Genomic DNA, 19871 nt, shown 5'->3' with positions numbered 1-19871 from the left:
GCGGCTTCTTCCCATCAGTTGGGCGCCATCCGCACGCCCTTGTCGAGGAACTCGTTGGTGAACAGCGTCGCCGGGTCGTAGGCCTTGTCGATGCCGATCAGCGAAGACACGAGCTCGTAGTCGGCCTTCACGCGCGCACCGTCGAAGGCGCCGAGCGCCACCTTGGTGGTGGTGTCGTCGCGCATCAGCTGCTTGATGCGATTCCACTGGTCGCGCTGGTTGTCGGGCGTGAGGCCGCTCACGCTGGCCTGCAGCGCCTGCAGGCAGGGCTCGAAGCTCTTCACGCAGGCGTCGTAGGCACGCTGCGTCACGGCCACGAACTTCTTCACCTGGCCGGGGTTCTTCGCGAGGTACGGGCCGTTCACGATCAGCGAGTTGCCGTACACGTTCACGCCCGCGTCGCGCCACGGCTGGAAGCCCAGGTCAGCGCCGAACTCGCGCGCCTTCAGGTCGTGCTCGTTGTAGAAGTCGCTGATGATGTCGACCGACTTGCTCTTCAGCGCCGCCACCTTGGCCTGCGGGCTCACGTTGACGAAGGTCACGCTGGCCGGGTCGAGCCCCACCTTCTTGGCGAAGGCCGGCCACATGAGGCGCGCGGCGTCGCCGGGCGGGTTGCCGATCTTTCGGCCCGCGAAGTCCTTCGGGCCATTGATGCCCGACGACTTGAGCCAGTAGAAGCCCTGCGGGCTGTTGGCGTAGATGACCATCACGGCCTTCACGTCGGCGCCCTTGCCCTTGGCCTGGATCGTGGTGGGCAGGTCGGAAATCCCGAGGTCGCTGCCGCCGGTGCCCACGCGCTGCGCCGACACGGCCGAACCCTTGCCGGCCTCGATGTTCAGGTCGATGCCCGCCTCGGTGTACCAGCCCTTGGCCTTCGCGAAATAGATCGGCGCATGATCGGCCGTGGGTGTCCAGTTGAGCATCAGGCTCATGGCATCGGCCGCGAACGCGGCAGGGGCCGAGGCCATGAGCAAGGCGGTGGCGCCGGCGGCCGACAACAGCTTTTTCATGCGGAACACTCCAAAAGAAGGTAAAAACAGATCCTGAAATTCATATTACCAACTGTTTGGTTGACAGGCAATCCAGATCATCCAGACTGCGTTGCCACTGCCGGGAGAATCAAAAACACCATGACCGCCACCAGCCCTACCCGCACCGCCCGCAGCACCGTTTCCACGAAACGCGAGCGCGACCCCGTCGCCGCCAAGCAGGCACTCATATCTGCCGCGGTGGCCGAGTTCGCCACCAAGGGCTTCGCAGGCGCGCGCGTCGACGAGATCGCCGCCAACGCCGGGGTCAACAAGCAGCTCGTGTACCACTACTTCGACAGCAAGCAGGGGCTGTACCTGGTCGCACTCGAATCGGTCTATGCCGAGATCCGCGAGAAGGAACAGAAGCTCACGCTCGACGCGCTCGAGCCGCTCGAAGCCATGAAGCAGCTGGTGGCCTTCTCGTTCGACTACCTGGCCGAGCACCCCGAGTTCATCGCGCTGCTGGCCGACGAGAACCGCAACCACGGCGCGCACCTGCGCGAGTCGGAGCGGCTGCAGAAGATGCACTCGCCCTTCATCGAGATGCTGGAGGCCACGCTCGAGCGCGGCGTGGCAGCCGGCGTGTTCCGGCCCGACTTCGACGCGATCAACCTCTACATCTCGATCGCCGGCATCTCGTATTTCTTCTTCTCCAACAACCACACGCTGTCGGCCATCTTCGGCAAGCCGCTGGATGCGCGCGGCGCGCTGCTGCAGCGGCGCCGGCACGTGATCGAGTTCGCGCTCAACGCCCTGCGCCCCGACAAGGCCGCCGCATGAAAATTATCAACTAGTTGGTTGACTCGGGTCGTGGCGACTCCTATGATTCGCCGCATTGCTTCCTAGACCCAGGAATTGAGATGACGGCACCTGATGGCGCTCTGGCGCCCCCCGCTCTTGCGCCCTTGTCGGGCGAGCGCCCCGAATGGCAGCGCTGGGCCCTCGTGGTCGCGGTGCATCTGGCGGGCATCGCGCTGTGGGAGCTCGCGGTGCGGGTCTTCGCGATCCAGCCCTTCATCCTGCCGGCGCCCTCGAAAGTGCTGGCCACGCTGGCCAACCCGAACTACAGCTGGCTCAAGAACACCGGCGTCACCGCGCTCGAAGTGTTCGGCGGCTACGCGCTGGGGCTGGTGCTCGGCATTCTTTGCGCGCTGCTCTTCATCACCAGCAAGCGGCTGATGCTGCTGGTGTTCCCGCTGCTGGTCACGCTCAACATGATTCCCAAGGTGGCGATGGGGCCGCTGGTGATCGTGTGGTTCAGCTACGGCATCGGGCCGAACATCCTCATCACGTTCAGCCTGTGCTTCTTCCCGATCCTGCTGACCACCATCCGCGGCCTGAACGAGACCGAGCCCGAGCTGCTCGACCTGGTGCGCGCGCTCAAGGGCTCGCGCTGGCAGCTGTTTCGCTACATCCAGCTGCCGGGCTCGCTGCCGTACGTGTTCTCGGGCATGAAGGTCGCCACCATCCTCGCCGTGGCGGGCGCGGTGGTCGGCGAGTTCATCGCCTCGGAACGCGGCCTGGGCTATCTGATGATCCAGGTCCAGGCCTCGCTGGACACGCCCGCGGTCTTCATGGCCGTGCTGCTCATCACGGGCCTGGGCGTGCTGCTCTATCTGCTGGTGCTTCTGCTGGAGCGCCTCTTCATCACCCAGGACGCAAGAATCCAATGACCTCCACGCCTGTCCTCGACGACCTGCCCTTTCCCGAGCGCTTCGAGAGCGAAGCCGCGCTTGAAGACTACCTGGCCACGCCTTCGCGCGACCTCGTGCGCGACATGGCCCGCCTCGACGGCGACCTGATGATCCTCGGCGTGGGCGGCAAGATGGGCCCGACGCTGGCCCGCCTCGCCAAGAACGCCATGCCCGGTCGCCGCGTGATCGCCGTCGCCCGCTTCAGCGAAGCCGGCGTGCGCGAAGCGCTCGAGGCGCACGGCATCGAGACCATCGCCTGCGACCTGCTCGACCGCGCCGCCATCGCCGCGCTGCCGCCGTGCGCCAACGTGGTCTTCATGGCCGGGCGCAAGTTCGGCGCCGACGCCGACAACCCGCTGACCTGGGCCATGAACGCGCACGTGCCGGCGCTGGTGGCCGAGCACTTCCACGCCTCGCGCATCGTCGCCTTCTCGACCGCCTGCGTGTACCCCTTCGTGCCCGTGACCAGCCAGGGCGCGAGCGAGAGCGACGCACCCAACCCGCCCGGCGAATACGCCAACTCGTGCGTGGGCCGCGAGCGCATGTTCGAGTACTTCTCGCAGCGCCACGGCACGCCGGGGCGCCTGTTCCGCCTGAGCTACGCCATCGACCTGCGCTACGGCGTGCTGGCCGACGTGGCGCTCAAGGTGTGGCGCGGCGAGCCGGTCGACGTGACCATGGGCCACGTCAACGTGATCTGGCAGGGCGACGCGAACGCACAGGCGCTGCGCTGCCTCGCGGCGGCCACCGTGCCGACCTCGCCGCTGAACGTGAGCGGGCCCGAGACGACGTCGATCCGCTGGCTCGCGGAAGAGTTCGCGCGCCAGTTCGACAAGCCCGTGACGATCAGCGGGCAAGAGGCCCCGACCGCGTGGCTGATGAACACCGGCGAAGCCGAGCGCCTGTTCGGCTACCCGCGCGTACCGCTGGCGCAGCAGATCCGATGGGTGGCTGACTGGATCTCGCGCGAGCAGCGCCAGTACGGCAAGCCGACCAAATTCGAATCGCGCGACGGCAAGTACTGAGCCCATGACCATGCCCGCCGTCGAAGCCCTGTCGTCGATCACGCCCGGCATCGCCCCGATGCTCGACGCGCTGGTCGCCGCGAGCGGCTGGAACCAGACCGCGCTCGACTGGCGGCTGTTCGAGCGGCTAGGCACGCTGCATGGCGTGCGTGACGAGGCGGGCCAGCTCATCGCCAGCGGCGCGGTGCTGCCGATGGAAGGCGTTGCCTGGATCAGCATGATCCTCGTGATGCCTGCCGCGCGCGGACAAGGCCTGGGCCGCGCGGTGTTCGCGCGCTGCCTTGAGCAGGTGAAGGCCGCCGGCCTCGTCGCCATGCTCGACGCCACGCCGCAGGGCGAGCCGCTCTATGCGAGCTTCGGCTTCACGCCGCTGTGGCGGCTCACGCGCTGGCAGCGCGAGGCCACGCCCGCCACCGCATCGCTCGCCGCGGACAAGCCCGCCCTCGACAACCTGGCGGCGCTCGACGCGCAGGCGCTGGGCTTCGCGCGCCCCGCCGTGCTCGCCGACCTGCTCGGGCGCGAGGACAGCCGCTGCGTGCGTAACGGCCTGGGCTTCGGTCTCGTGCGCGCGGGCCGCACCGCACACCACATCGGGCCGCTGCTGTCGTCCGACGAAGCCGTCGCCGCCGCGCTGCTGACACAGACGGCACGCGGCCTCGACGGCCGCATCTACGTCGACGTGCCCGACGACCGCAAGACCATGACCGCCGCGCTACGCGCCGCCGGCTTCACACCGCAGCGCAGCTTCGCACGCATGGCGCTGGCCACGCGCGAGGGCACGCAGCCGCCCACCGGACACCCCGCCTTCATCCACGCCATCGCCGGCCCCGAGTTCGCCTGAGGACCTTCGCCCATGCCACTGAACCGCTCCGACCTTCCCGCCGACGTGCTTGCGCTGCTGTCGCAAGGCACCGTCATCCCGGCGCACCCGCTCGCGCTCGACGCCGACCGCCAGTTCGACCGCCAGCGCCAGCGCGCGCTCACGCGCTACTACGTCGATGCGGGCGTCGGCGGCCTCGCGGTGGGCGTGCACACCACGCAGTTCGCGATCCGCGAGCGCGGCCTCTACGCCACCGTGCTCGAGGCTGCGATGCAGGACCGCCTGGCCTGGAACGATCGCCCGATGGCGATGATCGCCGGCCTGTGCGGCCCGACCGCGCAGGCGCAGGCCGAGGCGCGCACCGCCGTCTCCCTGGGCTATCACGCAGGACTGCTGAGCCTCGCGGCGCTGGCCGGCTCGTCGGAAGACGCGCTCATCGCCCATTGCGAGGCGGTGGCGCAAGAGATCCCGCTGATCGGCTTCTACCTGCAGACCGTGGTCGGCGGCCCGATCCTGTCGAGCGACTTCTGGCGCCGTTTCGCGCTCATTCCCAACGCGCTGGCGATCAAGGTCGCGCCCTTCAACCGCTACCGCAGCATCGACGTGGTGCGCGGGCTGGTCGATGCGCGCGCCGAAGAGCGCGTGTTCCTCTACACCGGCAACGACGACCACATCGTGCTCGACCTGGCGCTGCCCTTTGCCGCGATGCGCGACGGCGCGCCCGTGCAGGTGCGCTTTCGCGGCGGCCTGCTGGGCCACTGGTCGGTGTGGACGTCGAGCGCGGTGCACCAGCTGCAGCAGATCAAGGCCGAGCTGGCCGCCAGCGGCGGCGCGCTGAGCCCCGCCCTGCTCGCGCTCGACTCGCGCGTGACCGACTGCAACGCCGCCTTCTTCGACGTGGCGAACAACTTCCACGGCTGCATCGCGGGCTGCCACGAGGTGCTGCGGCGCCAGGGTCTGCTCGAAGGCATCTGGTGCCTCGATCCCGAAGAAGGTTTGGGCCAGGGCCAGTCGGCGGAGATCGACCGCGTCTACCGCCAGCACGGCGACCTGTCCGACGACGCCTTCGTGCGCGACAACCTGGCACGGTGGCTGGCATGAGCGCCGTGCTCGCGCCCGTACAAGATGCGCCGCTGATCCGCATGCGGCAGCTGCGCAAGGTCTACCGCAAGCGCAACGAAGAATTCCTCGCGGTGTCCGACGTCACGATGGACGTGCATGCGGGCGACATGATCTCGCTGGTCGGTCCCTCGGGCTGCGGCAAGTCGACGCTGCTGAAGATTCTGTCGGGCTTGCACGGCCACGACGGCGGCACGCTCGAGATCGGCGGCCCTGGCGGCACGGGCTTCAACCCAGGCCGCGACGTCGGCATGGTGTTCCAGCAGCCGCTGCTGCTGAAGTGGCGCACCATCCTCGAGAACGTGCTGCTGCCCGCCGACATCCTCGGGCTGGACCGCAAGGCCGCCAAGGCGCGCGCGCACGAGCTGCTCGACATGGTCGGCCTCACGGGCTTCGCCGACAAGCTGCCCTACGAACTCTCGGGCGGCATGCAGCAGCGCGCCGCCATTGCACGCGCGCTCATCCACGACCCGAAGCTGGTGCTCATGGACGAGCCTTTCGGCGCGCTCGATGCGCTCACGCGCGAGAAGATGAACCTGGAGATGCTGCGCATCTGGGAGCGCAGCCGCAAGACCTTCATCGTGGTCACGCACAGCATCCAGGAGGCGGTGTTCCTGGGCTCGCATTGCGCCGTGCTCACGGCCGGGCCGGCGCGCATGGCCGACTTCTTCCGCATCGAGCTGCCCGAGCCGCGCAAGCTGCACGTGAAAACCAGTCCGGAGTTCGGCGAGTACGTGCGCCGCATCTACGACCTGCTGGGCGTGGACTGAGCGCCGCGCAGCAGTTCGGTTCAGCTCGGTTGCAGCTGCTGGATTTCCTTGGCGCGCGCCACTTCCACTTCGCGCGGCAAGGTCACCGCGTTCTTCACCGCCAAAATTTCCGCCATCACGCTCACCGCGATCTCGGGCGGCGTCTTGCTGCCGATGAAGATGCCGATGGGCCCGCGCAGGCGCGCGAGCGACTCGGCCGTCTGATCGAAGTGCTCGATCATGCGGTCGCGCCGCGCGTCGGCGTTGCGGCGCGAGCCGATGGCGCCCACGTAGAAAGCCTCGCTCTGCAACGCTTCGAGCAGCGCGAGGTCGTCCAGCTTGGGATCGTGCGTGAGCGCGACCACGCAGCTGCGGCGATCGGGCTTGAAGGCCAGCACGGCGTCGTCGGGCATCTCGGTGGTGATCGTCACGCCGGACAGCGTCCACGCGGTGCGGTACTCGGCGCGCGGGTCGCACAGCGTCACGGCGAAGCCGCTGAACTTGGCCATGGTCGCGAGGTATTCGGCGAGCTGGCCGGCGCCGATCAGCAGCATGCGGTACTCGGGACCGAAGGTGTTGGTGAGTTCGGTGTCGTTCACCGTGAGCTCGTCGGGCGCGGTCGCCTCGGCCAGCCGCACCGCGCCGGTGGCCAGCGTCACCGTGCGGCGCATGAGCTTGCCGCGCTCGAGTTCGGCGACCAGCGTGTCGAGCGCGTCGGCGTCGGGCGCGTATTCGAGCAGCAGCTCGAGCGTGCCGCCGCAGGGCAGCCCGAAGCGGTGTGCCTCGTCGGCCGTGATGCCGTACTTGACGAGCGCGGGTGGCGCGCCCAGCGGCACGTCTTCGCCCTTGCCGTGGGCGTGGCTGTAGCGCGCGATGAGGTCGTCCTCGATGCAGCCGCCCGAGACCGAGCCGACCACGGCGCCGTCCTCGGCCAGCGCCATGATCGAGCCCACGGGCCGCGGCGACGAGCCCCAGGTGCGCACCACGGTGGTCAGCAGCGCGCGCTTGCCGGCACGCCGCCAGTCGCGCAGCGTGCGCAGCACCATGACGTCGAGGTTTTCCATGGCAGGACCTTGTGCGTCAGGCGGCGTCGCCCGGGGTGGATGCGTCCTTGGCGTCCTCGCCGTCCTTCTTGCCGAAGCCCATCTTCTTCATGAGGCCCGACATCACGCCGGCCTTCTCGGCGGGCGCCTCGGCCGCCGCTTCCGCGGGCGGTGCGGGCGGCGGGCCGTAGCGGCTTTGCATCTCGGCCTCGAAGCGTTTGAAGAAATCGTCGGCGGTGGACTTGGCCGCGCCGTCGATCAGGCGCTGGCCGAGCTGGGCGATCTTGCCGCCGACCTGGGCCTGCACGGTGTAGTCGAGTTCGCAGCCGGCGGGCGCCGCAGCCACGGGGGCGGCTTCGGCAGCAGGTGCGCCCTCTGCGATGGGTGCGCTGTCGGCCACGGCCACCGGCTTGAGCGACACGCTCGACGAGCCCTTGGCGAACCCCGCCACGCCGCCCTGCCCCTCGAAGGTGAGCTTGTAGCCGTCGGGCGCGACGATGTCCGACAGCATCACCTTGCCGCTGAACTTGGCCGACACCGGGCCGATCTTCACGGCCAGCGCCACGCTGTAGGTGTTGTCGCCCGTGAGTTCGAACTTGTCGCAGCCGGGGATGCACTTCTTGAGCGTCTCGGGGTCGTTGAGCGCGTCCCAGGCCTGTTGTTGGGTGACGCCGAGGCGGCGGTTTCCGAGCATTTCCATGGTGGGTTTCCTTTGTTCCTTCCTGAGTCCGGTCCTAGCGACTGGCGCGCATCAGCGCAGCCAGGCTGGCGGCCAGCTGTTCGAGTGCATTCAGATTGTGGACCGCCAGCATCGCGTCCGCATGGCGGTGCAGCACGGCGGCCCCACGCGCCAGAGGGGCGTAGCCCTCGAAGCGCAGCAGCGGGTTGAGCCACAGCAGCCGGCGCGAATGGCGCTTGAGCCACTGCAGTTCGGTCTCGAGCTGCGCGGGCTCGCCCGTGTCGAGGCCGTCGCTGATCACCAGCACCAGCGTGCGACGGCCGATGAGCCGGCGCGCATGCGACTGGCGCAGCTCGGCCAGCGAGCCGCCCAGCCGCGTGCCGCCCGCGAAGTCGTCGATGGCCAGGCTGGCGGCCCCCAGCATGGCGTCGGTGTCGGCCAGCCGGAAGGCGGGCGTGAGGTCGGTCAGCCGCGTGCCGAAGGCGAACACGTCGCGCCGGCCGGCGCGCCGCGTGGCGGCATGCAGGAAGGCCAGCAGCAGGCGCGCGTAGCGCTCCATCGAGCCCGACACGTCGACCAGCACCAGGAGCGGCAAGGGCTGCTCGCGCCGCGACAGCCGGGGCAGGCGCAGGATCTCGCCACCCGTGCGGGCCGCCTCGTGCAGCACACCGGGCCAGTGCATGCGGGCGTGCGCGCTGCCCGCATCGCCGGCCGGGCGCAGGCGGCGCGTGGGCAGCCGGGGCACCGGCAGCGTGATGTCGCGCGCCAGCCGCTCGACCAGCCGGTACTCGGCCGCGCCCAGCGCGTTGAAGTCGGCATGCTGCAGCCGCTGGCGATCGCTGGCCGTCATGGCGGCGTCGAACTTGATCTCCTCGTCGGGCTTCGTCGGTGTCGCGGGCTTCACGGCATCGCGCGGCGGGCTCAGCGCCTCGCGCACGCGCGGGCGGCGTTTGGAGGGCTCGGCCTTGCCTTCGGCGCTGGGCAGCATCTGGGCGAGCAGCTTGTTGGCCAGTTCGGGGTCGCGAAACCACGCGTCGAAGAGTTCGCGGAACACCAGCCGGTCCTGCTCGCGGCTGACCATCACGGCTTCCATGGCGGCGCCCAGGTCGAGCTTGTCTTCGACACCGACCAGGGTGACCGCCTCGGTCGCGAGTGCGATGCGCATGGCGTCGGTGCGCACGCCGGCGCGGCGCAGTGCGCGGCCGAAGGCGGCGATGTTGCCTGCCAGCTTGCCGCTGCGGACGTCGCCGAGTTGCTGGATGCCGGCCATGTAGGTGCCTCGGCCTCGCTCAGCTCGCGAGCGGTTCCTCGGGCCTCAGCAGGTCGGAGGCCAGCTCGTGCGTCAGCGCCGCCACGTCGTCGCGCTGCTTGAACAGGATGCCGGCGGTGTCGACGACCACCTCGGGGTCGAGTTCGACGGTGTCGAGCGCGATGAGCGCCCGCGCCCACTCCACGCTTTCGGCGATGCCGGGCGCGCGCTGGAAGGCGTTGACGAACGGCGCCGAGCGCAGCCGCGCGACGAAGGCCGCCACCTGCGCCGACAGCACCTCGCCGGCCTGCGGCACCTGCGCACGCACGATGGCGAGTTCGCGCTCGCGCTCGGGGTAGTCGAGCCAGTGGTAGAGGCAGCGCCGTTTCACGGCGTCGTTGAGCTCGCGCGTGCGGTTGCTGGTGAGCAAGGTGACGGGCGGCACCACGGCGCGCACGGTGCCCAGCTCGGGAATGCTGACCTGGTACTCGCCCAGGTACTCGAGCAGGAAGGCTTCGAAGGGCTCGTCGGCGCGGTCGACCTCGTCGATCAGCAGCACCGAGCCGGGCGCCGGCGTCTGCAGTGCCTGCAGCAGCGGGCGGCGGATCAGGTAGTGCGGCTGGTAGACCTCGGCCTCCACGTCGCGTGCCGCCCCGGTGGCTTCGGCCGCGCGCATGTGCAGCAGCTGCGCGGCGTAGTTCCATTCATAGAGCGCCTCGCGCTGCTCCATGCCGTCGTAGCACTGCAGGCGCAGCAGCTCGCGGTTCAGGGCCGTCGACAGCGCCTTGGCCAGCTCGGTCTTGCCGACGCCGGGCTCGCCTTCGAGCAGCAGCGGGCGCTGCAGCTTGAGCGCGAGGAACACCGCAGTGGCCAGGCGGCGGTCGGCAAAGTAGCCGGCCTGCCGCAAGCCGTCGGAAAGGGCGTCGATGGTCGGGAAGATCATGGGCAAGCGTAGCGGAAGACGCGAGGGTGTCGCGCCTTCCGGTGGGCGGCGGCGCAGGGCTGCTTCAGCCGAGTGCTTTGGTCACGGCGCGCTGGGTCAGCACGCTGATCAGGTTCGCGCGGTAGGCGGCCGAGGCATGCAGGTCGCTGTTGAGGTCGCTCGCGTCGATCTTCACGGCGGCAGCTGCCGCGGCGGTGAAGCTCTTGTTGAGCGCATCCTCGAGCCCGGCATGGCGGAACACGCCGTTGCCCGCGCCGGTGACGGCCACGCGCACGCCGCTGTCGTACTGCGCCAGGAAGATGCCGACCAGCGGGAAGTTCGAGGCCTTCTGGCGCAGCTTCTCGTACACCGCACGCTTCGGAATCGGGAAGCGGATGGCGACGATCAGCTCGTCTTCTTCGAGTGCCGTGGTGAACAGGCCCTGGAAGAAGTCGTCGGCCGCAATTTCGCGCTTCGAGGTGACGATGGTCGCGCCCGAGGCCAGCACCGCGCTCGGGTAGCACGCCGCCGGGTCGTTGTTGGCCACCGAGCCGCCGACCGTGCCCATCGCGCGCACCTGCCGGTCGCCGATGCGCGACGCGAGATCGGCCAGCGCGGGGTACGCGGCCTTCACGTCGGCGTTGTTCGCCACGTCGAGGTGGCGCGACATGGCGCCGATGGTGATCGCGCCGCCGTCCTTCTTGATGCCGGTGAGTTCCTTGATGCCGCCGAGGTCGACGAGCTGCTCGGGTGCCGACAGCCGCAGCTTCATCGAGGCCAGCAGGGTCTGTCCGCCGGCCAGTGGCTTGCCGCCCGCGGCGATGAGCCGGGCCGCGTCCGCCACGCTGGCGGGCCGTTCGAGTGTGAAGGCATACATGGGGTGATTCCTTCTCTGTTATTTCTTGTGTCGTTCAGGGCTTGGCGGCGGCCTGCATCGCTTCCCAGACGCGGCTGGACGAAGCGGGCATGTCGAAATCCTTGACGCCCAGCGGCGCCAGCGCGTCGAGCACGGCGTTGATGACCGCCGGCGGCGACCCGATGGCGCCCGCCTCGCCGCAGCCCTTGGTGCCCAGCGGGTTGTGGGTGCAGGGGGTGCAGACGGTGTCGAGCTTGAACTGCGGGAAGTCGCCGGCGCGCGGCATGGCGTAGTCCATGAAGCTACCGGTGAGCAGCTGGCCGGTTTCGTTGTCGTAGACGCAGTTCTCGAGCAGCGCCTGGCCGATGCCCTGCACCAGCCCGCCGTGCACCTGGCCCTCGACGATCATCGGGTTGATGATGGTGCCGAAGTCGTCCACCGCGGTGAAGCGGTCGACCTTCACTTCGCCGGTCTCTTTGTCGATCTCGACCTCGCAGATGTAGGTGCCGCCCGGGAAGGTGAAGTTGGTCGGGTCGTAGAAGGCGGTTTCGTTCAGGCCCGGCTCGAGCTTGTCGAGCGGGTAGTTGTGCGGCACGTAGGCCGTGAGCGCCACCTGGCCGAACGGGATCTTCTTGTCGGTGCCCTTGACCGTGAACTCGCCGTTGGCGAACTCGATGTCGGCGTCGCTCGCCTCCATGAGGTGCGCGGCGATCTTCTTGGCCTTGGTCTCGATCTTGTCGAGCGCCTTCATGATGGCCGCGCCGCCCACCGAAATGGAGCGCGAGCCGTAGGTGCCCATGCCGAAGGGCACGCGGCCGGTGTCGCCGTGCACCACGTCGACGTTCTCGACCGGAATGCCCAGGCGCGCGGCCACGACCTGCGCGAAGGTGGTTTCATGGCCCTGGCCGTGGCTGTGCGAGCCGGTGAACACCGTCACGCTGCCGGTCGGGTGCACGCGGATCTCGCCGCACTCGAACAGGCCCGCGCGCGCACCGAGTGCCCCCGCGATGTTCGACGGCGCGATGCCGCAGGCCTCGATGTAGCTCGAATAACCCATGCCGCGCAGCTTGCCCTTGGCTTCGGTGGCCGCCTTGCGCGCGGCATAACCGTCGACCTCGGCCAGCACCCGCGCCTTGTCCATGCAGGCATGGAAGTCGCCGGTGTCGTACTGCAGCGCCACGGGCGTCTGGTACGGGAAGCTGGTGATGAAGTTGCGCTTGCGGATCTCGTCCTGGCCCAGGTTCATTTCCCAGGCGCAGCGCGACACGAGGCGTTCCAGCAGGTAGGTGGCTTCGGGCCGCCCGGCCCCGCGGTACGCATCGACCGGCGAGGTGTTGGTGAACCAGGCGTCGACCTCGACGTAGATCTGCGGCGTCGTGTACTGGCCCGCCAGCAGCGTGGCGTACAGGATGGTCGGCACCGCGGTCGAGAAGGTCGACAGGTAGGCGCCCAGGTTGGCGTCGGTGTGCACGCGCATGGCCAGGAACTTGCCGTCCTTGTCCATCGCCATTTCGGCGTGGCTCACATGGTCGCGGCCGTGCGCGTCGGACAGGAAGCACTCCGAGCGTTCCGCCGTCCACTTGATGTTGCGATTGAGCTGCTTGGCGGCCCAGGTCAGGCACACGTCTTCGGCGTAAAGGAAGATCTTGGAGCCGAAGCCGCCGCCCACGTCGGGCGCAATCACGCGCACCTTGTGCTCGGGCAGGCCCAGCACGAAGGCCGTCATCAGCAGCCGCTCGACGTGCGGGTTCTGGTTCGACACGTAGAGCGTGTAGTCGTCGGTGCCGCGGGCGTAGCTGCCGATGGCCACGCGCGGCTCGATCGGGTTGGGCACGAGCCGGTTGTTGACCAGGTCGAGCTTGGTGACGTGCGCGGCGGTGGCAAACACCGCATCGACCGCCGCCTTGTCGCCCAGCGCCCACTTGTAGCACTGGTTGTCGGGCGCCTCGTCGTGCAGGGTGACGCCGCTGGCCTTCCTGGCGGCGTCGGCCACGCTCACCAGGGCCGGCAGCACGTCGTAGTCGACCACCACGGCCTCGGCCGCGTTCTTGGCCTGCTCGACCGTCTCGGCCACCACCATGGCGACGTGGTCGCCCACGTAGCGCACCTTGTTGATCGCCAGGATCGGGTGCATCGGCTCCTTCATCGGGGTGCCGTCGGGGTTGTTGATGAGCCAGCCGCAGGGCAGTCCGCCCATCTTGCCTTCGATGTCCTTGCCGCTGAAGATGCCGACCACGCCGGGCATCTTCGAGGCTTCGGCGATGTCGATGGACTTGATGACGGCATGCGCGTGCGGCGAACGCACGAAAACGGCGTGGCTCTGGTTGGCCAGCGTGATGTCGTCGGTGTAGTTGCCCGCGCCGGTCAGGAAGCGATAGTCTTCCTTGCGCCGCAATGCCTCGCCGATGTGCGGCAGGTTGGAGAAGTCGGAAGCGCCCATGTCGCTCTCCTCAGGCCGTGACCGTGGTTTGCTGGGTCGGCACCGGATTGCCCGATGCCATGGCCTCGCCGCCCATCTTCACGGCCTTGACGATGTTCTGGTAGCCCGTGCACCGGCACAGGTTGCCCTCGAGCAGCTCGCGGATTTCCGATTCGCTCGATTTGGGGTGGTGGGTGCACAGGTCGATGGCGCTCATGACCATGCCCGGGGTGCAGAAACCGCACTGCAGGCCGTGGCATTCCTTGAAGGCCGCCTGCATGGGGTGCATGGTGCCGTCGGCGGCGGCCACGCCCTCGATGGTGGTGACGTCGGCGCCGGCCGCCTGCGCGACCAGGATGTTGCACGACTTGACCGCGCGGCCGTTCAGGTGGACCGTGCAGGCGCCGCACTGGGCGGTGTCGCAGCCGACGTGGGTGCCGGTGAGGTGGAGGTGCTCGCGGATCGCGTGCACAAGGAAGGTGTTGGGTGGGGCGTCGACCGTGACCGGCCGGCCGTTGACCTTGAAAGCGACCTGCATGTGGCTGTCTCCGTGAAAGGTGATGGCTGGTTCAGCGAGGCATCTTGGATGCCGCCCTTTCGCACTATCCTAGGCAAAAACCCTTGACACTTGCACAGAGCGCGGGAAATTCTCAAAATGAAACAGCTTGCCAACCGGCCGGCCCGCAAAAGCAGCCCTCCCCGCGCGAAGAAGAACTTTCACGATGATGTCCGCTTCCGCCGTCCCCCCTCCTGCTGAGCGCTCGCTGGCCATTGCGCAGGCGCGCCGCGAGCTGATCGACGGCGACGGCCCCCGCCCGCGCGGCAGCGTGCGGGTCGACCCGGGCATCACCCGCTCCTGGCAGCGCTGCCTGGAGGCCGGCCGCCGGCCCCAGCAGCGCGTGAGCTTCGAGCCCGTGAGCCGCACCGCCAGCCGCGAGGTCACGGAATGCAACCGGGCCCTGGTCACGGCGGCGCGTCCGGTGATCGAACGGCTCTCGCGCGCCATCGCCGACACCCGCTATTTCGCCATCCTGACCGACGCCCGCGGCATCGTGGTCGACGTGGGTACCTTGCCCGACGGCACCGACCCCGCCGCCCGCTATGCACGCGACATCGGGCGCATCGGCGTCGACCTGTCCGAAAGCGCCATCGGCACCAGCGCCATCGGCACGGCGCTGGCCGAGCAGGAATCGGTGTGGCTGCACCGGGGTGAGCACTTCTTTGACGACACCAGTGTGTACAGCTGCGCCGGCGCCCCGCTCTTCGGGCCCCGGGGCGACTGCATCGGCATGCTCGACCTCACGGGCGTGCAGGTGGTCGAGCGGCCCGAGCTGCGCCACCTGGCCACGCTGTCGGCGCGCAGCATCGAGAACCTGCTGGTGCAGCGCGAGCCCTGCGAGCTGCTGCTGCGCCTGCTCTGGCCCGGCTGCCCGAGCAGCGAGACCACCGAGGGCCTGCTGTGCATCGACGCCGCGGGCCATGTCACCGGCGCCAACGCGGCGGCGCGGCAGATGCTGCACCAGCCGCTGGTCTGCCATGCCGGCGGCCTGCATTTCAACGACCTGTTCGCGCTGCCACTGCACATGATGTTCGACGCCGCCCGGCGCGGCGACGCCATGCTCGAGGTGCCGCTGTGGTCGGGCCTGCGGGTGCAGGTGCGGGCCCAGCGCGGCGGCAGCGAGCATGGCGGCGTGCCGGGCGACGCCACCGATGGCCGCCCCCGCCTGCGCGACGTGGAAACCGCGCTGATCCGCAAGGCGGTGAGCGACGCACGCGGCAATGTGGCCGAGGCGGCGCGCACGCTGGGCATCAGCCGCGCCACGGTCTACCGCAAACTCTGGCGCGGCCGGCCGGCGGGCGACTGACCCGCCTGCTTCATCACGCGCCCGCGGGCACGCGGTCGAGAAAACCCGTCACCGCGCGCAGCTTGCCTGCGTCGAGCTGGGCGAAGTCGGTGCCCTGGATCAGGTCGTCGGCGCCGCTCGGGCCCAGGGTCCACGAGAAGCGCAGGTTGTCGCCGTGCGCCTCGGCCTTGCCCAGCAGGTGGAAGCGAAAGCCCGGGTAGCGCTGGTGCACCGCGCCGACCAGCGCGCTGATCTGCTCGCGGCCGCTGGCCTGCGCCATCGGGTCGACATAGCGGGCGTCGGCGGTCCAGCCGGCGTCGATGAGCGCGGCGCGGCGCGCGGCGTCGGTCTCGTTCCAGACGGCGATGTAGCCCGTGGCGATGGCATGGGCGTCGTGGGCGGCGGTGTTCATGGCGACTGTTCCTTTCGAGGGTTCGACCCGCAACAGCGCGGGGTGAAGGAATGGTCGCGGGGCACGCGCCGCGCGTCGATGACGTGGCAGGTTATGCGGGCGCGTCCATCGCCGCGTTCGCGTCGAGCGGAAACACCGGCCGGCGCACCTGGCTGAACGGGAACAGGCTGTAGTCCGAGCTCGTCACGCCCGGGCTGTCGCACTCCACCAGCGCCGCCGACAGCGGCTCGAACACCGGCCGGCAGTACATGCGCGACTTCAGCAGCAGGAAGCGCTCGGTGCGCGGGTCGAGCCCGGCGCACTCGAACACGCCGATGTCCCACGGCTCCTGCGTGCGCTCGGTGACGACGATGCGCGCCGCGCCGATGTCGAACAGCACGGTGCGCCCCATGCTGCTGCGCTGGCCGGTGTAGGTGGGGCCGGTGATCACGTACTCGCCGTCGCTGATGGTTCGCACCATGCCGGTCAGCCGCACCGGCGTCTTCGCGAGGCCGATGCCTTCCAGCGACACCTTGTTGCCCAGCGCCACCGTCACTTCGGCGCCCTCGCCCGCCGCGACCAGCGCGGCCACCGCCTCGGGGTCGCACAGCGGCCCGACGCCGATGCCGTCCAGGCCCTGCGCCAGCGCTTCCTGCAGCACGTCCATGGTGTCGCAGCTGCCGCCCGACATGCAGTTGTCGCCGTGGTCGAGCAGCAGCACCGGTCGAGTCGCACCACCGGCGATGAGTTTCGCGCGCGCGACCGATGCGGCCAGCGGCTCGCTGCGATAGATGAAGGCTTCGCGCTCGGCCCACATCTGCGCCGCGATGCGGTCGGCCGTGGCCTGCGCGCGTGCGGGCGATTGGGCATCGACCACGATCACGCTCATGCACGGCGCCGTGATGTCCGACAGCGAGAAGCCCGCCAGGATCGACACCGCCAGCGACTCGGATTCCTCCGCCGCGCGCGCCGCCTCGATGGCCCGCTGCATCGCACCGGTGAACGAAGCGCTGCGCAGCGTGTGCGCCATGAGCGGCAGCTGGCGCCAGCGCATGTGCGGCTGGCTGCGCCCGGCCAGCAGGTCGAACAGCAGGCGGCCGGCGTGTTCACCGGTCTCGTACATGTCGACGTGCGGGTAGGTCTTGAAGCCGACGATCACGTCGGCGTTCTCCACCATCTCGGGCGTCACGTTGGCATGCAGGTCCAGTGCCACGCCGATCGGCACGCCGGGCGCCGCGGCGCGCAGGCGCACCAGCAGGTCGCCTTCGCCGTCGGTGCTGTTCTGCGCCACCATCGCGCCGTGCAAGTCGAGCAGGATCGCGTCGCAGCCCGGCGCCGCATCGACGATGCATTGCGTGAGCGTGGTGTAGGCCTGCGCATCGACCGGCCCGCTCGGGTTGGCCGAAGCCGACACCGGCGTGACGAGCTGCGCGCCCGCCGCCTCGGCCAGGTCGATGAAGGCCGACATCGCGGTGCGCATGCCCTTGTTGTCGGTGTAGGCCTGCGCACCGAAGGTCGGACCGTCGGGCCCGAAGGCCGCGAGCGGCGTGGGCACGGGCGAGAAGGTGTTGGTCTCGTGGTTGAGACGGGCGATCAGGACTTTCATTGGGCAAACTTTCCGGCGCTGCCCAGCATGGTGATGTCGCCAAAGCTGGAGCCGTTGCGGTTGTCGGGACGGAACGCGACCGTGAAGCCATTCAGGTTCATGGGCGGCGAGTTCTCGATGCTGCGGCGCAGCGATTCGGTGGTGATCGGCCCCTTCACGCGCTGCAGCGATTCCGCAAAGGCCTTGGCCGTGATGTAGCCCTCCAGCCCCAGGTAGGAGCCTTCGCCTTCGCTTCCCGCAGCCTTCCTCGCACGCTGGTATTCGTCGACGATGGGAAAGCGTGTCTTCCAGAACGGCGGCACCACCTGCGACAGCACGATGCCGCGGCTCTTGTCGCCGAGCTCCTTGTACAGAAGGAACGAGCTCGCCACCGAGTTCGTGTAGATCTGCGGATGGATGGGCGCAGCCACCAGCGAGCGGATGATGTTGATCGCCGGCGTGCCGGCCGCGATGACGTACACCGCCTGCGCCCCGCTCGCGATGACCTGCTGCGCGATGGCGGGATGGTCCTTTTCCTTCGGATCGAAGCGCAGCGACAGCAGCGCAGGCTGCTTGCTTTTCTCAAGCGCGGCCAACGCATCCTTCTCGATCCCCTTGCCGTAGGCGTCGTCGCTGGAGACGATGGCGATGCGCGTCAGGCCCACGGTCGTCAGGTGGTTCATCACACGCGAGACCTCGTCGGCATACGACTCCCGCACGTGGAAGATCGGCACCTTCGGCCCGCGCAGCACCGCCGCGCCGGTCAGCCCGCCGAAGATGAAGCTGTCGTACTTCGCCGCCACCGGCACCATGGCCGCGCCGATGCCCGTGCCCATGGTTCCGAACAAGCAGACGACGCGGTCCGTGCCGAGCAGCTTCTCGGCATTGGCCGCGGCCTTCTCGGGGATGTAGGCGTCGTCGTAGGTGATCATCTTGACGGGCCGGCCACCGACGCCGCCCGCCTTGTTCAACTGGTCGAGGAACAGCGTCTGGCCTTCCATGAACGCGAGGCTGTTCGGCGTGAACGGGCCGGTGAGCACCGCGGACTGGCCGACCAGGATCGGCTCTCCAGCCGCCAGGGCCGCCGTCGACGCCGCGACCATGCCCATCGCCAGGACGCAGTGAAGGCCGATGCGGCGAAGCGCCGCTTTCATGCGGCCACTCCCGCGCTCTGCAGCATCGCCTGCAGCAGCACGTTGCAGCCGGCCTCGAGGTGGTCGGGCTGCGCGTCCTCGATCTCGTTGTGGCTGATGCCGTCCAGGCAGGGCACGAAGATCATCGCCGCGGGGCACACGCGCGCGAGGTACACCGCGTCGTGGCCGGCGCCGCTGATCACGTTCATCCACGTCATGCCCTGGTCCTGCGCGGCCTCGCGCACAGCCGACACCAGCGCGGGCGTGAACGGCTGCGGCGGGAAGTACACGACCTGCTCGGCCGTCGCCTCGACCTTGCCTTTGGTGGCGATGCGCTGCACGGCTTCTTTCAGTGCCGCGTCCATGGCCGACAGCACCACGTCGTCGGCCGCGCGCAGGTCGACGCTGAGCTTCACGCGGCCCGGGATCACGTTGCGCGAGTTCGGGTAGTTGTCGATCCAGCCGACCGTGCCGCGCCCGTGCGGCGCATGGGCCAGCGCGATGCGGTTCACCTCGACCACGAGTTCGGCGGCGGCCAGCAGCGCGTCTTTTCGCAGTTCCATCGGCGTGGGGCCGGCATGGGCTTCCATGCCTTGCACCACCACGTCGTACCAGCGCTGGCCCAGCGCGCCCTCGACCACGCCGATGACGCGCTCGTTGGCTTCGAGCACCGGGCCCTGTTCGATGTGCGCCTCGAAGTAGGCGCCGACCGGCGACGCCGCCGCCGAGGCGGGCACGGCGCCGGCATAGCCGATGGCCGAGAGCGCATCGGCCACGCTCACGCCTTCGGTGTCGCGCTGCGCGAGCGCGTGCTCCAGCGTGAAGGCGCCGGCGAACACGCCCGAGCCCATCATCACGGGCACGAAGCGCGAGCCTTCCTCGTTGGTCCACACCGCCACTTCGAGCGGTGCTTCTGTTTCGATGCCCGCCTCGTTCAGCGCGCGCACCACCTCGAGCCCCGCGAGCACGCCGTAGTTGCCGTCGAACTTGCCGCCCGTGGGCTGCGTGTCGATGTGGCTGCCGGTCGTGACGGGTGGCAGCGCGTTGTTGCGGCCCGCGCGGCGCGCGAAGATGTTGCCGATGGCGTCCACGCGCACCTCGCAGCCGGCCTCGCGCGCCCAGCGCGTGAAGAGGTCGCGGCCCTGGCGATCGAGGTCGGTGAGCGCGATGCGGCACACGCCGCCCTTCTCGGTGGCGCCGAGCTGCGCGAGCTGCATCAGCGAGTCCCAGAGGCGCTGGCCGTTCACGCGCAGGGCGCGCACGTCCGTGGCGGCGGAAAGTTCGTTCGTTGTGTTCATGGTTTTTGCGACGA

At 69.2% G+C, this 19871-nt stretch carries 19 protein-coding genes; 7 read left to right on the top strand and 12 right to left on the bottom strand.

The window, feature by feature from the left end:
• Positions 1–14: 14 nt before the first annotated feature.
• Positions 15–1010 carry an ABC transporter substrate-binding protein gene (locus AC1RGU_RS03135; protein ID WP_167394993.1) on the bottom strand — a complete coding sequence of 332 codons (996 nt, stop codon included), beginning with the start codon at positions 1008–1010 and terminating at the stop codon, positions 15–17.
• 120 nt (positions 1011–1130) lie between these two features.
• Here AC1RGU_RS03135 and AC1RGU_RS03130 point away from each other — a divergent pair, with 120 nt between their 5' ends.
• The 6 genes from AC1RGU_RS03130 (at position 1131) to AC1RGU_RS03105 (ending at position 6459) form a co-directional block, all read left to right on the top strand.
• Positions 1131–1811: a TetR family transcriptional regulator gene (locus AC1RGU_RS03130; protein ID WP_487850194.1), complete on the top strand. Its 681-nt coding sequence runs from the start codon at positions 1131–1133 to the stop codon at positions 1809–1811.
• Between the two features lie 80 nt (positions 1812–1891).
• Positions 1892–2704 (top strand): ABC transporter permease, encoded by an 813-nt coding sequence (locus tag AC1RGU_RS03125; protein ID WP_492694664.1) that lies wholly within the window; start codon positions 1892–1894, stop codon positions 2702–2704.
• Positions 2701–3750, top strand: a complete 1050-nt coding sequence (locus tag AC1RGU_RS03120; RefSeq protein ID WP_159277848.1) for an NAD-dependent epimerase/dehydratase family protein — start codon at positions 2701–2703, stop codon at positions 3748–3750. Before AC1RGU_RS03125 ends, AC1RGU_RS03120 begins: the two co-directional genes overlap by 4 nt.
• Positions 3751–3754: 4 nt before the next feature.
• Complete coding sequence (locus AC1RGU_RS03115) at positions 3755–4591, top strand: GNAT family N-acetyltransferase (RefSeq protein WP_492694661.1); 837 nt, start codon at positions 3755–3757, stop codon at positions 4589–4591.
• 12 nt (positions 4592–4603) lie between these two features.
• Positions 4604–5671 (top strand): dihydrodipicolinate synthase family protein, encoded by a 1068-nt coding sequence (locus tag AC1RGU_RS03110; protein ID WP_492694659.1) that lies wholly within the window; start codon positions 4604–4606, stop codon positions 5669–5671.
• Positions 5668–6459 (top strand): ABC transporter ATP-binding protein, encoded by a 792-nt coding sequence (locus AC1RGU_RS03105; RefSeq protein WP_492694657.1) that lies wholly within the window; start codon positions 5668–5670, stop codon positions 6457–6459. The genes AC1RGU_RS03110 and AC1RGU_RS03105 overlap by 4 nt, the downstream gene beginning before the upstream one ends.
• 20 nt (positions 6460–6479) lie before the next feature.
• Here the strand turns inward: AC1RGU_RS03105 and AC1RGU_RS03100 are convergent, their stop codons facing one another.
• The 7 genes from AC1RGU_RS03100 to AC1RGU_RS03070 all read right to left on the bottom strand — a co-directional run bounded on the left by AC1RGU_RS03100 (position 6480) and on the right by AC1RGU_RS03070 (position 14144).
• A complete protein-coding gene (locus AC1RGU_RS03100) occupies positions 6480–7502 on the bottom strand; it encodes an XdhC family protein (RefSeq protein ID WP_062468715.1) in 1023 nt (340 codons plus the stop codon).
• A 16-nt stretch (positions 7503–7518) separates the two neighbouring features.
• Entirely contained in the window at positions 7519–8181 is a 663-nt protein-coding gene (locus tag AC1RGU_RS03095) for an SRPBCC family protein (protein WP_492694654.1), read from the bottom strand.
• A 34-nt stretch (positions 8182–8215) separates the two neighbouring features.
• Positions 8216–9430 carry a vWA domain-containing protein gene (locus tag AC1RGU_RS03090; protein ID WP_492694652.1) on the bottom strand — a complete coding sequence of 405 codons (1215 nt, stop codon included), beginning with the start codon at positions 9428–9430 and terminating at the stop codon, positions 8216–8218.
• Between the two features lie 19 nt (positions 9431–9449).
• Positions 9450–10352 carry an AAA family ATPase gene (locus tag AC1RGU_RS03085; protein ID WP_070063989.1) on the bottom strand — a complete coding sequence of 301 codons (903 nt, stop codon included), beginning with the start codon at positions 10350–10352 and terminating at the stop codon, positions 9450–9452.
• Positions 10353–10416: 64 nt separating this feature from the next.
• Positions 10417–11208: an FAD binding domain-containing protein gene (locus AC1RGU_RS03080; protein WP_492694650.1), complete on the bottom strand. Its 792-nt coding sequence runs from the start codon at positions 11206–11208 to the stop codon at positions 10417–10419.
• A 34-nt stretch (positions 11209–11242) separates the two neighbouring features.
• On the bottom strand, positions 11243–13627 hold the full coding sequence (locus AC1RGU_RS03075) for a xanthine dehydrogenase family protein molybdopterin-binding subunit (RefSeq protein WP_139701853.1): 2385 nt from the start codon (positions 13625–13627) through the stop codon (positions 11243–11245).
• A gap of 10 nt (positions 13628–13637) precedes the next feature.
• The gene (locus tag AC1RGU_RS03070; RefSeq protein ID WP_062468730.1) at positions 13638–14144 is read right to left on the bottom strand and encodes a (2Fe-2S)-binding protein; all 507 of its coding nucleotides are present in this window, start codon (positions 14142–14144) and stop codon (positions 13638–13640) included.
• Positions 14145–14331: 187 nt separating this feature from the next.
• On the opposite strand from AC1RGU_RS03070, the gene AC1RGU_RS03065 reads away from it, so the two are divergent.
• Entirely contained in the window at positions 14332–15471 is a 1140-nt protein-coding gene (locus tag AC1RGU_RS03065; protein ID WP_139701974.1) for a helix-turn-helix domain-containing protein, read from the top strand.
• Between the two features lie 13 nt (positions 15472–15484).
• On the opposite strand, the gene AC1RGU_RS03060 is transcribed toward AC1RGU_RS03065, so the two are convergent.
• From AC1RGU_RS03060 to AC1RGU_RS03045, 4 genes are all read right to left on the bottom strand, one after another.
• Positions 15485–15862, bottom strand: coding sequence for a nuclear transport factor 2 family protein (locus AC1RGU_RS03060; protein ID WP_447742316.1), 378 nt, complete (start codon positions 15860–15862; stop codon positions 15485–15487).
• Between the two features lie 91 nt (positions 15863–15953).
• Positions 15954–17447: a M81 family metallopeptidase gene (locus tag AC1RGU_RS03055; RefSeq protein WP_492694648.1), complete on the bottom strand. Its 1494-nt coding sequence runs from the start codon at positions 17445–17447 to the stop codon at positions 15954–15956.
• On the bottom strand, positions 17444–18580 hold the full coding sequence (locus AC1RGU_RS03050) for an ABC transporter substrate-binding protein (protein ID WP_492694646.1): 1137 nt from the start codon (positions 18578–18580) through the stop codon (positions 17444–17446). Before AC1RGU_RS03050 ends, AC1RGU_RS03055 begins: the two co-directional genes overlap by 4 nt.
• On the bottom strand, positions 18577–19857 hold the full coding sequence (locus AC1RGU_RS03045) for a Zn-dependent hydrolase (RefSeq protein WP_307694424.1): 1281 nt from the start codon (positions 19855–19857) through the stop codon (positions 18577–18579). Before AC1RGU_RS03045 ends, AC1RGU_RS03050 begins: the two co-directional genes overlap by 4 nt.
• Positions 19858–19871: the final 14 nt, after the last annotated feature.

Source organism: Variovorax sp. GW823-FHT02B07, from assembly GCF_058797695.1.
The sequence above is the reverse complement of the archived record's forward strand: the minus strand, read 5'-3'. Positions and strand labels throughout refer to the sequence as shown.

Coding starts and splice junctions, on each gene's coding strand:
- AC1RGU_RS03135 (WP_167394993.1), bottom strand. CDS start 1,010: ATGAAAAAGCTGTTGTCGGCCGCCGGCGCCACCGCCTTGCTCATGGCC.
- AC1RGU_RS03130 (WP_487850194.1), top strand. CDS start 1,131: ATGACCGCCACCAGCCCTACCCGCACCGCCCGCAGCACCGTTTCCACG.
- AC1RGU_RS03125 (WP_492694664.1), top strand. CDS start 1,892: ATGACGGCACCTGATGGCGCTCTGGCGCCCCCCGCTCTTGCGCCCTTG.
- AC1RGU_RS03120 (WP_159277848.1), top strand. CDS start 2,701: ATGACCTCCACGCCTGTCCTCGACGACCTGCCCTTTCCCGAGCGCTTC.
- AC1RGU_RS03115 (WP_492694661.1), top strand. CDS start 3,755: ATGACCATGCCCGCCGTCGAAGCCCTGTCGTCGATCACGCCCGGCATC.
- AC1RGU_RS03110 (WP_492694659.1), top strand. CDS start 4,604: ATGCCACTGAACCGCTCCGACCTTCCCGCCGACGTGCTTGCGCTGCTG.
- AC1RGU_RS03105 (WP_492694657.1), top strand. CDS start 5,668: ATGAGCGCCGTGCTCGCGCCCGTACAAGATGCGCCGCTGATCCGCATG.
- AC1RGU_RS03100 (WP_062468715.1), bottom strand. CDS start 7,502: ATGGAAAACCTCGACGTCATGGTGCTGCGCACGCTGCGCGACTGGCGG.
- AC1RGU_RS03095 (WP_492694654.1), bottom strand. CDS start 8,181: ATGGAAATGCTCGGAAACCGCCGCCTCGGCGTCACCCAACAACAGGCC.
- AC1RGU_RS03090 (WP_492694652.1), bottom strand. CDS start 9,430: ATGGCCGGCATCCAGCAACTCGGCGACGTCCGCAGCGGCAAGCTGGCA.
- AC1RGU_RS03085 (WP_070063989.1), bottom strand. CDS start 10,352: ATGATCTTCCCGACCATCGACGCCCTTTCCGACGGCTTGCGGCAGGCC.
- AC1RGU_RS03080 (WP_492694650.1), bottom strand. CDS start 11,208: ATGTATGCCTTCACACTCGAACGGCCCGCCAGCGTGGCGGACGCGGCC.
- AC1RGU_RS03075 (WP_139701853.1), bottom strand. CDS start 13,627: ATGGGCGCTTCCGACTTCTCCAACCTGCCGCACATCGGCGAGGCATTG.
- AC1RGU_RS03070 (WP_062468730.1), bottom strand. CDS start 14,144: ATGCAGGTCGCTTTCAAGGTCAACGGCCGGCCGGTCACGGTCGACGCC.
- AC1RGU_RS03065 (WP_139701974.1), top strand. CDS start 14,332: ATGTCCGCTTCCGCCGTCCCCCCTCCTGCTGAGCGCTCGCTGGCCATT.
- AC1RGU_RS03060 (WP_447742316.1), bottom strand. CDS start 15,862: ATGAACACCGCCGCCCACGACGCCCATGCCATCGCCACGGGCTACATC.
- AC1RGU_RS03055 (WP_492694648.1), bottom strand. CDS start 17,447: ATGAAAGTCCTGATCGCCCGTCTCAACCACGAGACCAACACCTTCTCG.
- AC1RGU_RS03050 (WP_492694646.1), bottom strand. CDS start 18,580: ATGAAAGCGGCGCTTCGCCGCATCGGCCTTCACTGCGTCCTGGCGATG.
- AC1RGU_RS03045 (WP_307694424.1), bottom strand. CDS start 19,857: ATGAACACAACGAACGAACTTTCCGCCGCCACGGACGTGCGCGCCCTG.